Annotated in this window: 14 protein-coding genes; 6 read left to right on the top strand and 8 right to left on the bottom strand. The window is 70.4% G+C overall.

The window, feature by feature from the left end:
- Window positions 1-166 precede the first annotated feature (166 nt).
- From EU555_RS19720 to EU555_RS19735, 4 genes are all read left to right on the top strand, one after another.
- Window positions 167-1,384, top strand: coding sequence for an RNA ligase RtcB family protein (locus EU555_RS19720; protein WP_135416933.1), 1,218 nt, complete (start codon window positions 167-169; stop codon window positions 1,382-1,384).
- A 1-nt stretch (window position 1,385) separates the two neighbouring features.
- Window positions 1,386-2,018, top strand: coding sequence for a peptide chain release factor H (gene prfH / locus EU555_RS19725; RefSeq protein WP_135416934.1), 633 nt, complete (start codon window positions 1,386-1,388; stop codon window positions 2,016-2,018).
- Between the two features lie 152 nt (window positions 2,019-2,170).
- Window positions 2,171-2,404: a hypothetical protein gene (locus EU555_RS19730; RefSeq protein WP_135416935.1), complete on the top strand. Its 234-nt coding sequence runs from the start codon at window positions 2,171-2,173 to the stop codon at window positions 2,402-2,404.
- A 253-nt stretch (window positions 2,405-2,657) separates the two neighbouring features.
- Window positions 2,658-2,891, top strand: a complete 234-nt coding sequence (locus EU555_RS19735) for a hypothetical protein (RefSeq protein WP_135416936.1) — start codon at window positions 2,658-2,660, stop codon at window positions 2,889-2,891.
- Window positions 2,892-3,192: 301 nt separating this feature from the next.
- Here the strand turns inward: EU555_RS19735 and EU555_RS19740 are convergent, their stop codons facing one another.
- The 5 genes from EU555_RS19740 to EU555_RS19760 all read right to left on the bottom strand — a co-directional run bounded on the left by EU555_RS19740 (window position 3,193) and on the right by EU555_RS19760 (window position 8,802).
- On the bottom strand, window positions 3,193-3,960 hold the full coding sequence (locus EU555_RS19740) for an FkbM family methyltransferase (protein WP_135416937.1): 768 nt from the start codon (window positions 3,958-3,960) through the stop codon (window positions 3,193-3,195).
- Between the two features lie 37 nt (window positions 3,961-3,997).
- Window positions 3,998-5,794, bottom strand: coding sequence for an L-arabinonate dehydratase (gene araD, locus EU555_RS19745; protein ID WP_135416938.1), 1,797 nt, complete (start codon window positions 5,792-5,794; stop codon window positions 3,998-4,000).
- A 304-nt stretch (window positions 5,795-6,098) separates the two neighbouring features.
- Window positions 6,099-6,962, bottom strand: a complete 864-nt coding sequence (locus tag EU555_RS19750) for an ABC transporter permease (RefSeq protein WP_425375134.1) — start codon at window positions 6,960-6,962, stop codon at window positions 6,099-6,101.
- Window positions 6,963-6,984: 22 nt separating this feature from the next.
- Window positions 6,985-7,749: an ABC transporter ATP-binding protein gene (locus EU555_RS19755; RefSeq protein ID WP_135416939.1), complete on the bottom strand. Its 765-nt coding sequence runs from the start codon at window positions 7,747-7,749 to the stop codon at window positions 6,985-6,987.
- Window positions 7,750-7,776: 27 nt separating this feature from the next.
- The gene (locus EU555_RS19760; RefSeq protein ID WP_135416940.1) at window positions 7,777-8,802 is read right to left on the bottom strand and encodes an ABC transporter substrate-binding protein; all 1,026 of its coding nucleotides are present in this window, start codon (window positions 8,800-8,802) and stop codon (window positions 7,777-7,779) included.
- Between the two features lie 177 nt (window positions 8,803-8,979).
- On the opposite strand from EU555_RS19760, the gene EU555_RS19765 reads away from it, so the two are divergent.
- Entirely contained in the window at window positions 8,980-9,675 is a 696-nt protein-coding gene (locus tag EU555_RS19765; protein WP_135416941.1) for a GntR family transcriptional regulator, read from the top strand.
- A 9-nt stretch (window positions 9,676-9,684) separates the two neighbouring features.
- On the opposite strand, the gene EU555_RS19770 is transcribed toward EU555_RS19765, so the two are convergent.
- From EU555_RS19770 to EU555_RS19780, 3 genes are all read right to left on the bottom strand, one after another.
- The gene (locus tag EU555_RS19770) at window positions 9,685-10,110 is read right to left on the bottom strand and encodes a helix-turn-helix domain-containing protein (RefSeq protein ID WP_135416942.1); all 426 of its coding nucleotides are present in this window, start codon (window positions 10,108-10,110) and stop codon (window positions 9,685-9,687) included.
- The gene (locus EU555_RS19775) at window positions 10,098-10,394 is read right to left on the bottom strand and encodes a type II toxin-antitoxin system HigB family toxin (protein ID WP_245524390.1); all 297 of its coding nucleotides are present in this window, start codon (window positions 10,392-10,394) and stop codon (window positions 10,098-10,100) included. The genes EU555_RS19770 and EU555_RS19775 overlap by 13 nt, the downstream gene beginning before the upstream one ends.
- Window positions 10,395-10,490: 96 nt before the next feature.
- Window positions 10,491-10,940 (bottom strand): Lrp/AsnC family transcriptional regulator, encoded by a 450-nt coding sequence (locus EU555_RS19780; RefSeq protein ID WP_135416943.1) that lies wholly within the window; start codon window positions 10,938-10,940, stop codon window positions 10,491-10,493.
- A gap of 170 nt (window positions 10,941-11,110) precedes the next feature.
- Between EU555_RS19780 and EU555_RS19785 the strand changes: the two genes are divergently transcribed.
- Window positions 11,111-12,376, top strand: coding sequence for a D-amino acid dehydrogenase (locus EU555_RS19785; RefSeq protein ID WP_135416944.1), 1,266 nt, complete (start codon window positions 11,111-11,113; stop codon window positions 12,374-12,376).
- Window positions 12,377-12,438: the final 62 nt, after the last annotated feature.

A 12,438-nucleotide genomic window follows, 5' to 3' on the forward strand; every position in this document is an offset into this window, starting at 1 on the left:
GCGAGCCATGGAATCCATCCATGCCCGCCCCGTCCTCTGACGGGGCACCAACGCGAGGCTCCCCGCATGTGCGGCGGACCGGCGTTCTGACGCAGCGAGGCGGCTCGTCCGTCCGCTGAGGCTCGTCTTCGGCCGCTCCGCGCGGCCTTCGGAACACACATCCCTCATGGGCAATCCCATCATCGCCACGCGCGCCCCCGGCGTTCGCGTGGTCGCCTCCGCCTCGACCTGGATCGAGGGCGAGGCGCTGCGCCAGCTCGACGAGACCGGCGCGTTGCCCGGCATGCGCGAGACCGTCGGCATGCCGGACCTTCACCCCGGCAAGAACGGGCCGGTCGGGGCGGCCTTCCTGTCGGAGGGGCTGATCCGGCCCGCCCTGGTCGGCTCCGACATCGGCTGCGGCATGGCTTTGTGGCAGACCGACCTGCCCCTTCGCCGGGCCGATCCGGAGCGGATCGCCGCCCGGTTCGACGGGCTCGACGCCCCCTGGGACGGCGACGTCGCCGGCTGGCTCGGCCAACACGGCGTGGCGGCCACGCCCTTCGATGCCTCCCTCGGCACGGTCGGGCACGGCAACCACTTCCTGGAGGTGCAGGCCGTCGCGGAGATCCGCGATCCTGCGGCGGCGGCGCGGATCGGGCTCGATCCGGCCCGCGTCGCGCTCCTGGTCCATACCGGCAGCCGGGGCCTCGGCGAGTCGATCCTGCGGGCCCATGCCGAGCGGCACGGAGCCTCGCCCCTTAGGGCCGACACGCCGGAAGCCGATGCCTACCTGGCGGCGCACGACGCGGCGGTCGGATGGGCCCGGGCCAACCGCGACCTCGTCGCCCACCGGGCGCTCGCCGCCCTCGGGGCGGAGGGCCGGCTCCTGCTCGACCTCTGCCACAACGGCGTCACGCCGGTCGAGACGGGCGGGTGCCGCTGCCACCTCCACCGCAATGGCGCGGCCCCGGCCGATCGCGGGCCGGTGGTGGTGCCCGGCTCGCGCGGCGACGTGAGCGTCCTGGTCGAGCCGGTCCCGGACCGGACCGACACCCTCTGGTCGCTCGCCCACGGCGCCGGGCGCAAGCTCGGGCGGCACGAGGCGAAGGCCAAGCTCAAGGGCCGCCTGCGCCGGGAGGACCTGGCCCGCAATCCCTACGGGGGCGTGGTGGTGTGCGGGGACGAGCGGCTGCTCTGGGAGGAGGCACCGCCGGCCTACAAGCCGGCAGCCTCGGTGATCGGCGACCTGGAGGCCGCCGGGCTGGTCCGGACGGTCGCGGTGCTGCGGCCGCTCGTCACCTTCAAGTGCTCGCTCGACCCGGACGGCCCGGCCCGCGCCGACAAGCAGGCCCGCCTGCGCGAGCGCCGCGCCGCCCGCGCCATCAAGCATCGGGAGCGCTGAGATGGCGATCCTGCTGCATCTCAGCGCCGGGCGCGGCCCCGGCGAGTGCCAGCTCGCGGTCGCGGGCCTCTGCGCCGTGCTGCCGCGCGAGGCCGCGGCGGCGGGCCTCGGCGCCACCGTCCTGGAGACGAATCCGGGCGAGGCCGGCCCGCTCTCGGCCCTCGTCCAGGTCGAGGGCGAGGGCGCCGAGGCCTGGGCGCGGTCTTGGGAGGGCACCGTCCGGTGGACCTGTCCGAGCCCGCTCCGGCCCGGGCTCGGGCGCAAGAACTGGTTCGTCACCGTCGCCCGGGTGACGCCGCCCCGCCTCGAGGATCTGGGCGTGCGCGAGGCCGACCTGCACTGGGAGACCTTCCGGTCGTCCGGCCCGGGCGGCCAGCACGTCAACACCACCGACAGCGCGGTGCGGCTGCGCCACCGGCCGAGCGGCCTCGTCGTCACCTGCGCCACGGAGCGCAGCCAGCACCGGAACCGGGCGCTCGCCCTGGCGCGGCTCAGGGTGGCGCTCGCCGCCCGGGCGGAGGCGCAGGCCGAAGCGGGGATGCGCGAGCGCTGGTCCCTGAACGGCGCCGTCGCCGACCGGGGCGGGCACGCGGTCCGCGCCTATGCGGGACGGCATTTCGAGCGGGTGCGCTGAGAGGCGCACGCTACCTCCCGTTAACCATCCGGCGCGCACTCTCCCGGCAGGGCCGCGGTATCGGCCCTGCGACCGTGCGGGCACGTGACTTCGTTTCGCCGTGTTGCGAGGTTAGGCTCAAACACGGTGGCTCAACCGAGGGGGGATGGGGCATGCTCGGAACTGTGACGGCCTTCCTGGCGATCCTGATGGTGCTCGCCCTGCGCAACGCCGCCAAGGCGGTGCTGATGCCGGTCTACGCCGTGCGCGACCTGCACCGCGGCCGCTACGTCCGCGGGCTGGTGCTCCTGTCCTGCTCGGCCCTCGCCGCCTGGACGATCTGGACCATGACGCATCCGGGCCGGACCAAGGCCGCCCCGGTGGCGGCGGTGATGTATACCGGCTGAGGCCGGTTCGACCGCTCTCTCGTCCTGCGGCAACAGGGCTGGCGCTTCGCGCTGGCGCTCGGCGGCGTTCGGCCCCATATCCCCGCTCGCGTCGCGCGCCCGCCCGTTCGAGGCGAGGCCCCGACCAGGCGCCCGAAGGACCGCCATCGCCTGATCGACCATCCCACCTCGCGGCGCGGGTCCGCGCAGCGCGGCCCGGGCCGCGCTCGGCGCCACGATCACGCGCGCTCCGCCGCCAAGACGAGTCACGACCATGTTGCGTTCGAAGCAGAAGCCCAAGGTGCAGGACACGGGCTACGTCCTGTACGACGTCTACTACGAGGACGGCTCGCGCCGCTCCAACCGGCGGGTGCCCCGGGCGGCCCTGCTCGACCTCGACGCCGACACCGCCATCCGCCAGGCGATCGAGGAGCAGGACCGCGACATCGCGGAGAAGTCCGGCCGGCCGCCGCTGGCGATTACCAAGATCGTGCGCTCGGCGGCGTGAGCGCCGCCTTGAATGCCAGGGGCGATGTCCCACCGCTTCACCTCTTCCCGGGGCCGCGCCGCGGAACCCGGGATCCATGACGGCTGACCGGCCAGAACACAGCGGCGCGCGTTCCGCTTCCTGAATCGTCAGTGTTTGTGGATCCCGGGTTCTCGCTTCCGGCGGGCCCCGGGATGACGCAGCGAGGCGTGAATGGCCGTCACGACATCGATCGCGCTTTTCGTGTCTCCCACACAACTCCCGATCGCCGGCATGGCTCAGTGGGGCGGTCTCGGCGCAGCGGGAGTTGCGTGAGGGGCACCTACTCGGGCGCATCCGCAGACGTCGTCAGCACCGCGTACACATCCCCCGAATTCGCCGCGACCGGCAGCCCCATCACGAAATCCGCCATCTCCGCCCGGCCGACGAACCGCCCGAAGGTCAGCCTCTGGCTCTCCCCCAGCGCCACGTCGAAGCCGTAGGGCCCGAGACCCGCGAGCCGGTCGAGGCAGCGCAGGGCTACGTCCCGCGCGATGGTGGTGAACTCGAACGACAGGGCCGGCAGCGGCGCGGACAGTCCCGCCAGCACCCTTTCCTCGAACCCCTCGACGTCGATCTTCACGAAGGCGGGACGGCCATGCTCAGCCACCAGCCGGTCGAGGTTGGTGGCCGGAACGGTGATCCGCCGGTCCCAGACCTGCCCCTCCCAGCCCGGCGCGCCCGCCGCCCCCGCGACGAAATCCGCGGAGGCCGAGGACACGGTGGGATTGGCCGAGTTGAGATGGAACACGACCTCGCCGGGCGCGTCGCTCACCGCCGCCGCCACCAGGATCACGTCGTGATCGCGGCCGTGGAGCAGGCGCAGGGCCCGGGCCGGTCCCGGCTGCGGCTCCAGCGCCACCACCCGGGCGCCGAGGCGGCGGAAGGCCGCCACCCGGTCGCCGACATGGGCGCCGACGTCGAACACCAGGTCGCCCGGGCGCACGAAGCGGCGGTAGAGCGCGTCCATCGCCGCGTGCGGCGCGCCCGCGCCGCGGTAGATCCGCAGCGAGCGGCCGATCGCGGCGGCGGTGCCTGTCGGGCGGGTCATCGGGGGCTCCGGGACGGGGATTCGTCCCGGGTGCGTATCAGTAGATCGCCGGCTCGGGCACCGGGGCGCCGTACTCGGTGCGCAGGAAGTCGAAGTCGCAGCCCTCGTCCGCCTGCTGGATGTGGCGCGAGAACATCACGCCGTAGCCGCGCTCGTAGCGGGGGACCGGCGGGGTCCAGGCGGCGCGGCGCCGCTCCAGCTCCTCGTCCGACACCTCCATGCGAATGGAGCGCGCCTCGACGTCGATGCTGACGATGTCGCCGGTGCGGAGCAGCGCCAGCGGCCCGCCGATGAAGGATTCGGGCGCGACATGGAGCACGCAGGCGCCGTAGCTGGTGCCGCTCATCCGCGCGTCGGAGAGGCGCAGCATGTCGCGGTGGCCTTGCCTGAGGAGCTTCTTCGGCATCGGCAGCATGCCCCATTCGGGCATGCCGGGGCCGCCCTGCGGACCGGCATTGCGCAGCACCAGCACGTGGTCGGCGGTGACGTCGAGATGTTCGTCGTCGATCGCGGCCTTGAGGGACGGATAGTCGTCGAAGACCAGAGCCGGGCCGGAATGCTTGAGGAAGCGCTGGTCCATCGCCGCCGGCTTGATGACGCAGCCGCTCGGGGCGAGGTTGCCCTTGAGCACCGCCAGCGACCCCTGGCCGTAGACCGGGTTCGAGAGCGGCCGGATCACGTCGGAATTGTAGACCTTGGCGCCTTGAATCGCCTCGCCGAGCGTCTGGCCGCTGACGGTCAGGCAGTCGAGATGCAGGTGGTCGCGGATCTCGTTCATCAGCGCCCGGATGCCGCCGGCGTAGAAGAAATCCTCCATCAGGTAGGCGTTGCCGCTAGGGCGCACGTTGCCGATCACCGGCACCTGGCGGCTGTAGCGCTCGAAATCCTCGAGGCCGATGGCGTGGCCGGCCCGGCGCGCCATGGCGATCAGGTGGATGATCGCGTTCGTCGAGCAGCCCATCGCCATGGCGACCGCGATGGCGTTCTCGTAGGCCTCGCGGGTCTGGATCCGCTGCGGGGTCAGGTCCTCCCACACCATGTCGACGATGCGCCGGCCGGATTCCGAGCACAGGCGGATGTGCCCGGCATCGGCGGCGGGAATCGACGAGCCGCCGGGCAGCACCATGCCGACCGCTTCCGCGATCGCCGTCATGGTCGAGGCGGTGCCCATGGTCATGCAGGTGCCGTAGGAGCGGGCGATGCCGCCCTCGATCCCGAGCCAGTCCTGGTCCGTGATCTTGCCGGCGCGCAACTCGTCCCAGTACTTCCAGCTGTCGGAGCCGGAGCCCAGCACCTTGCCCTGCCAGTTGCCGCGCAGCATCGGCCCCGCGGGAACGTAGATCGCCGGCAGGTTCATGCTGGTGGCGCCGAGGAGCAGGCCCGGCGTGGACTTGTCGCAGCCGCCCATCAGCACCGCGCCGTCGACCGGGTGGGAGCGCAGCAGCTCCTCGGTCTCCATCGCCAGCATGTTGCGGTAGAGCATGGTGGTCGGCTTGACGAAGCTCTCGGAGACCGAGATCGCCGGCAGCTCGACCGGGAAGCCTCCCGCCATCAGGATGCCACGCTTCACGTCGTCGACGCGGTGCTTGAAGTGGGCGTGGCAGGGCTGGAGGTCGGACCAGGTGTTGAGGATCGCGATGACCGGCTTACCCGTCCATTCCTCCGGCGCGTAGCCCATCTGCATCGCCCGCGAGCGGTGCCCGAAGGAGCGCAGATCCGCCGGGCCGAACCAGCGCGCCGAGCGCAAGGAGGCTGGATCGCGGCGCACGGCCTGCGGGCCGTCCGGCACGGCACCGGGCTCGAGTTCGGGCGGGGTGAGCGGGTCGCGGGCCATGGTTTTCGGCTCCTGTTGGTTGTCGTTGATCGTCGTACCGGTCGTCCGCTTCCACCAACGTTTCCAGGGGAACCGCGTCTCCCCTCTCCCGTGTGGGAGAGGGGTCGGGGGTGAGGGTGCTACGGTACGAACTGAAGCTCACACCGTCGTGCTGGCAGCGGAACGTCCGGGGTCTCTTCCGGCACCGTCTCCACCCTCACCCCTACCCCTCTCCCACACGGGAGAGGGGATCCCGCGCTTCTCTTCGGAGCGTCAGATCAGACGGCGACGTAACAAGTGGACGCTGCTTTCGGCCGTATGGGGGTCAGTGCTGCAGGCCCCACTTCTGCACCGTGCGCCGCTCGACCGTCCGGAAGATCAGGTTCTCGACCACGAGGCCGATGATGATCACCGTGAGCAGGCCCGCGAAGACGGCCGGGATGTCGAGGAGGTTGCGGTTCTCGAAGATGAACCAGCCGAGGCCGCCCGCCCCCGACGACACGCCGAAGACCAGCTCCGCCGCGATCAAGGTGCGCCAGGCGAAGGCCCAGCCGATCTTGAGGCCCGTGAGGATCGACGGGAACGCCGCCGGAATCAGGATCTTGGTAACGTAGGGCAGACCTTTCAGGCCGTAGTTGCGTCCGACCATCCGGAGCGTGTTCGAGACGCCGCGGAAGCCCGAATGGGTGTTGAGCGCCACCGCCCACAGCACCGAGTGGACCAGCACGAAGACCAGGCTGCCGTTGCCCAAGCCGAACCAGATCAGCGCCAGCGGCAGGAGCGCGATCGCCGGCAGCGGGTTGAACATCGCCGTCATCGTCTCGAGGAAGTCGGTGCCGATGCGGGTCGAGATCGCCAGCATGGTCAGCGTGGCGGCAAGCAGGATGCCGGCGACGTAGCCCATCAGCAGCACCTTGAGCGACGAGAAGGCCCGGTTCGGGATCGTGCCGTCGATCGTCTGCTGCCAGAGCGTCGTGACCGTGTCGGAGAAGGTCGGAAAGAGCAGCGGGTTGTCGAGGACCCGGGCGTAGACCTCCCAGATCAGCGCCAGCACGACGATGATCGCGGTCTTGCGGACGAAGCCGCTGTTCCACAGGATCTCGGCGGTGCCGAGCTGGCGCTCGACCGCGCCGTCGGCGGCGGGCGCGGCATCGCTCATGATGATGCGGGCCGGCATGGTGGCGGTCATGGTGTGCCTCCTCAGCGCTCGATCAATGGTGGCCCGGCTCGCCGGCAAACAGCAGGTCGTGGATCTGCTGCTCGAGCTGGCCGGCGCTGCCGTCCTGGGCCGAGACCTTGTCCACGTCGCGCACCTCGGCCTTGACCCGGCCCGGATGGGGCGAGAGCAGGAGGATGCGGTTGCCGATCTTGATCGCCTCGGCGATCGAGTGGGTGACGAACAAGACCGTGAACTTGGTCTCCTCCCAGAGCTGCAGAAGCTCGTCCTGGCAGGTGCGCCGGGTCAGCGCGTCGAGCGCCGCGAAGGGCTCGTCCATCAGGAGGATGTCGGGCTCCATCGCCATGCCGCGGGCGATCGCGACGCGCTGCTTCATGCCGCCCGAGAGGGTGTGGGGGTAGCTGTCGATGGCCCGGGTCAGGCTGACCTTCTCGATATAGGCCTTCGCCCGCTCCTCGGCCTCGCGGCGGGGCATCTTGCGCGCGTTGAGGAGCGGGAACATCACGTTCTCCAGCACCGTCTTCCAGGGCAGGAGCTGGTCGAACTCCTGGAAGACCATCATCCGGTCGGCGCCGGGCTCCTTGACCACCCGGTCCTTGATGCGGATCTCGCCCTCGCTCGGATGCAGGTAGCCGCCCACCGCCTTGAGCAGGGTGGACTTGCCGCAGCCGGAGGGCCCGAGCAGCACGAAGCGGTCGGAGGTGTCGACCCGGAAGCTGACGCGCTCGGTCGCGGTGACCAGCACGTTGGGGGTCTTGTAGCGAAGCGTGACGCCGCGGACGTCGAGGAGCGCGGTCATGGTGTCGTGTCCTCTCTCAAGGTGGCGTCAGCTGCCGCTCAGGTCGTGGGCGACCGGCAGGTAGTAGTCGGTCCAGGCCTTCGGCTTCGTTCGCAGGGTGCCGATCCGGCCGAGATGCTCGGCGAAGCGCATCGTTCCTTGCGGCTGGAGGTTGAACTCCATCATGCCGGGCTCACCCAGGTAGCTGAGGAGGTCCTCGACGCTGGTCTTGTCGCCCGTCACCTCGCGGTAGATCTCGACCGCCTGGCGGGTATCCTGGCGGATGAAGGCTTGCGCCTCCTCCGAGGCGGCGCGCACGGCCTGGACGATCTTCGGGTTGGCGTCGGCGAACTTGGTGGTGGTGAAGAACTGGCCCTGCGTCAGCGGCCCGCCGATGATGTCGGGCGAGCGGGCGACGATGCGGGCGCCCGGAACGTTGCGCAGCTCGACGTACTGGAACGGGGGCGCGGCGAAGTGGGTCCTGATCTCATGGGTGGGGTTGGAGAGGGCGATCGCGGCGTCCGGGTGCCCGAGCTGCACCGTGTTGGCGTCGAGGCGCCCCGACTGGTCAGGCCCCCACAGCTCGCCCGCCGCCATCTGCAGGAGGATCGCCTGCGTCGAGACCTTCACGGTCGGCACCGCGATCTTGTCGCCGGGCGCGATGTCCTTGATCGTCTGGATCTTCGGGTCGCGGGTGACCATCAGCAGCGGCAGCGCCGAGGTGGCCACGATGCCCTTCACCCCGCCCCGCGTGCGGTCCCACAGCAGCAGCAGGTTGCCGGTGCCGGTATTGACGATGTCGACCCCGCCGGCGAGCAGCGCGTCGGTCTGGCTGCCCCCGCCCGAGAAGGTGATCCACTTCGTCTTGACGCCCGGCACGCCCAGCCGCTCGGCATGCTTCTCGATCAGCCCCTGCTTCTCGATCACGTGGGTCGGCAGGTAGATGATGCCGGGCTGGCGCGTGATCGCGATCTCGCTCTTCTGCTGCGCCAGGCTCGGGCCCGCGCCGGACAGGACCGTTCCGGCAGCGAGAAAACCGGCCACGAAGGCGCGGCGCGCGGGCGACTGGATCATGAGCGTTCTCCCGATTCCGCCCCGGGGGGCGGTGGCGTGCGCCGGCCCTTGTTGGATTGCCGGCCTGGCCCCCGCACTAAAATGGTAATGCATTAGTATGTCAACCGGGACCGGGCTGTGCTAGCCTCGTGCCGGCGCCGCCCCGGCGGCCCCGAGTGCCTGCTACGAGTCTACCCCATGAACGCCGTCTTCGCCGGCGCGCAGCGCCTCCGCGACCGCTCGCGCCACGCCGCCCCGCAGGTCTTCGACCTCATCCGGGAGAAGATCGTCTCGCTCGACCTCGCGCCCGGCACGGTGCTGTCGCGGCCCGAATTGCAGGCGAGCTTCGGGTTGAGCGCCACCCCGATCCGCGACGCGCTGCTGCGCCTGCAGGAGGAGGGCCTGGTCGACATCTTCCCGCAATCGGCGACGGTGGTGAGCCGGATCGACCTGGCGGCCGCGCGCCAGGCGCAGTTCCTGCGTCGCGCCGTGGAGCAGGAGGTGGTGCGCACCCTGGCGCTCGCGCCCGACCGGGCGCTCGTCGCCCGGCTCCGGGCCTTCGTGACCGAGCAGGGGATCTTCGCCGAGCAGGGCGATTTCGCCCGGCTGTCGGCCAGCGACGCGGCCTTCCACCGGGCGCTCTGCGAGGCGGCGGACGTGCCCGACCTCTGGGACCTGATCCGCCGCCGCAGCGGCCACATCGACCGCCTGCGCCGCCTGCACCTGCCGGTCGAGGGCAAGGCGCAGCAGATCGTGGCCGACCACCGGAGGATCGTGGCGGCCCTCGCGGAGGGTGCGCCGGAGGCGGCGCAGGAGGCTTTGCGCGATCACCTGTCGAAGTCGATCGCGCTCGGCGACGAGATCCGGGCGCGGTGGCCGGCGTATTTCGCGTGAGGCGTGGGCTCAGAAGAACGTCGCCGGGCTGACGCCGAAGCGCTCCGACAGGCGCGCGATCTGGTTCTTGTTCAGCTCGCGCTTGCCGTTCAGCAATTCCGAGACGACCCCCTGGCTGCCGATCTCCGGCAGGTCGCCCTGCTTGAGCCCGTGCTGCTCCATCAGCAGGCGCAGCACCTCGGCGGGAGCAATGTCGGGCCGGCGGTGCTCGGCCTCCTCGTAGGCGGCGATGAACTCGCCGAGGAGGCCGAGGAGCGGGCCTAAGGGATGCGTCTCGTCACCCGCGCCGGCGTCGATGAGGCCGTTCATCGCGGCGACGGCTGTCTCGTACTGCGCACCATCGGTGATCGGATGCAGCGGAATGCGTTGGGTGATGACCTGGAAATGGTGGGTGAGCGTGGCAACGTCGTCGCGGCTCAAGGTCAGGCATTCCATGCATCGTACTCCTTATGCGTGAAGACATGTCGCAGGTACAATCTCTGCTTATCGAAATGAATGGCTGTGATAATACGATATTTGTTGCCGCCAATGTCGAAAATATAGAAACCCCTCACCCGATCCGTAGCGTTAAAAGCTCTTTTCAAATCGGCATAGCTTGTGAAGCTGTTCGCCTCGATGATCTTGCGCCATGCTTGGAGTGGCGCCGCGGCCACCGGATGAATTGCCGCAAAATCCACGAGGGTCCTGTTCGAAATGACGCGCATCGCGGCTGGAACCATCCATCTGGAGGCCTCACCACTCCAGAAGCATCGAGCCGAGACGGCGCGCGACGCTGGCCGAGGATGACTATCTCATTTTGAGATTTTGGCAACCCTCTATCCCCGCCCCACCACCGTGCGGATCGCGAAGCTCGACTGGATCCGCGCCACGCCCGGCAGGCGCGACAGCACCTCCTTGTGCAGGCGTTCGTAATCGCCCGCATCCGACACCTCGATCCGCATCAGGTAATCGGACAGGCCGGTCATCAGGTAGCAGTCGCGCACCTCGGGGCAGCGGCGCACCGCCGCCTCGAAGCGGTTGAGCGACTCCTCCGTCTGCCGCTCCAGGGTGATCTGGGTGAGCACCACGAGGTGGGCCTCGCGCTCGTCGGCCTCGATCAGGGCGGTGTAGCCGCGGATGGTGCCGTTCTGCTCGAGCAGCCGCAGCCGGCGCAGGCAGGCGGAGGGCGACAGGCCGACCTTGGCGGCGAGATCCGCGTTGCTGATCCGCCCGTCGTCGCGCAGGACGCGCAGGATGCGCGCGTCGATCTCGTCCCGTACCGGCACCGCGCAATCTCCTGTCGTTTGGCCGCAGAACCGTGCGTGTCGTAGCACAGAGTCGCAGCCTGTGCGGCGGTTCGGCGGGACATTCGGCGATCCTTGCGCGACACTGTGGCCCTCGACCGACGCGCCGGGTCGGGTCACGACGGGCAGGGCGCGACAGGGATTTTCCGACGATGCGCGTTCTGATCCTCGGCGGCGGCGTGGTCGGCGTCACCTCGGCCTACTACCTCGCCAAGGCCGGCCACGCGGTCACCGTGCTCGACCGGCAGCCGGGCGCGGGCCTCGAGACCAGCTTCGCCAATGCGGGCCAGGTCTCGCCGGGCTACTCGGCGCCCTGGGCGGCTCCCGGCATCCCCGTCAAGGCGATGAAGTGGCTGATGATGCGCCACCGGCCGCTGGTGCTGTGGCCGAGCCTGGAGCCCAAGCTCTACGGCTGGCTCGCCCGCATGCTGGCGAACTGCACCGAGGACGCCTATCGCCGCAACAAGGGCCGGATGGTGCGGCTCGCCGAGTACAGCCGCGACGTGCTGCGCGACCTGCGCACCGAGACCGGCATCGCCTACGATCACCGCGAGAAGGGCACGCTCCAGCTCTTCCGCACCCAGAAGCAGCTCGACCATGTCGGCGACGACACCGGTGTGCTCGACGAGTACGGCGTGCCCTACGAGGTCCTCGACCCGGCGGGCTGCATCGCGGCCGAGCCGGCTTTGGCCCGCGTCGCCGGCACCTTCGTGGGCGGCCTGCGCCTGCCGGGCGACGAGACCGGCGACGCGCATCTCTTCACGAAAGCCCTCGCGGCGATCTGCGAGCGGATGGGCGTGACGATCCGCTACGGCGCCACCATCACGTCCTTGCGCCAGGAAGGCGGCCGGATCGCCGGCGTGGGCCTCGCCGGCGGCGAGGTGCTGACGGCCGATGCTTACGTCGCCGCCATGGGCAGCTACACCCCGGCGATGGTGAAGCCGCTGGGCATCGACCTGCCGGTCTATCCGGTGAAGGGCTACTCCCTGACCCTGCCGATCACGAACGCCGAAGCCGCCCCGGTCTCGACCGTGATGGACGAGACCTTCAAGGTCGCGATCACGCGGCTGGGCGACCGCATCCGGGTCGGCGGCACGGCGGAGCTCGCCGGCTTCAGCCAGGCGTTGCGCGGGCCCCGCCGGGCGACCCTGGAGCGCTCGGTCCTCGACCTCTTCCCCGAGGGCGGCGACGTCGCCAAGGCGAAGTTCTGGACTGGCCTGCGCCCGATGACCCCGGACGGCACCCCGATCGTCGGTGCGACCGCCTATCCCAACCTCTACACCAATACCGGCCACGGCACGCTCGGCTGGACCATGGCCTGCGGCTCGGGCCGGCTCCTCGCCGACCTGATCGGCGGCCGGACGCCGGAGATCGCCCACCAGGATCTGGCCGAGGCGCGCTACGCCCGGGCGGCGTGAGACGGCCTTCTCACTGCCAAGCCTTCACCCTCAGCGACATCCCGGGGCCGCGAGAGCGGAGC

Source organism: Methylobacterium nonmethylotrophicum, assembly GCF_004745635.1.
Taxonomy (GTDB): Bacteria; Pseudomonadota; Alphaproteobacteria; order Rhizobiales; family Beijerinckiaceae; genus Methylobacterium; species Methylobacterium nonmethylotrophicum.

Coding starts and splice junctions, on each gene's coding strand:
- EU555_RS19720 (WP_135416933.1), top strand. CDS start 167: ATGGGCAATCCCATCATCGCCACGCGCGCCCCCGGCGTTCGCGTGGTC.
- prfH (WP_135416934.1), top strand. CDS start 1,386: ATGGCGATCCTGCTGCATCTCAGCGCCGGGCGCGGCCCCGGCGAGTGC.
- EU555_RS19730 (WP_135416935.1), top strand. CDS start 2,171: ATGCTCGGAACTGTGACGGCCTTCCTGGCGATCCTGATGGTGCTCGCC.
- EU555_RS19735 (WP_135416936.1), top strand. CDS start 2,658: ATGTTGCGTTCGAAGCAGAAGCCCAAGGTGCAGGACACGGGCTACGTC.
- EU555_RS19740 (WP_135416937.1), bottom strand. CDS start 3,960: ATGACCCGCCCGACAGGCACCGCCGCCGCGATCGGCCGCTCGCTGCGG.
- araD (WP_135416938.1), bottom strand. CDS start 5,794: ATGGCCCGCGACCCGCTCACCCCGCCCGAACTCGAGCCCGGTGCCGTG.
- EU555_RS19750 (WP_425375134.1), bottom strand. CDS start 6,962: ATGACCGCCACCATGCCGGCCCGCATCATCATGAGCGATGCCGCGCCC.
- EU555_RS19755 (WP_135416939.1), bottom strand. CDS start 7,749: ATGACCGCGCTCCTCGACGTCCGCGGCGTCACGCTTCGCTACAAGACC.
- EU555_RS19760 (WP_135416940.1), bottom strand. CDS start 8,802: ATGATCCAGTCGCCCGCGCGCCGCGCCTTCGTGGCCGGTTTTCTCGCT.
- EU555_RS19765 (WP_135416941.1), top strand. CDS start 8,980: ATGAACGCCGTCTTCGCCGGCGCGCAGCGCCTCCGCGACCGCTCGCGC.
- EU555_RS19770 (WP_135416942.1), bottom strand. CDS start 10,110: ATGGAATGCCTGACCTTGAGCCGCGACGACGTTGCCACGCTCACCCAC.
- EU555_RS19775 (WP_245524390.1), bottom strand. CDS start 10,394: ATGGTTCCAGCCGCGATGCGCGTCATTTCGAACAGGACCCTCGTGGAT.
- EU555_RS19785 (WP_135416944.1), top strand. CDS start 11,111: ATGCGCGTTCTGATCCTCGGCGGCGGCGTGGTCGGCGTCACCTCGGCC.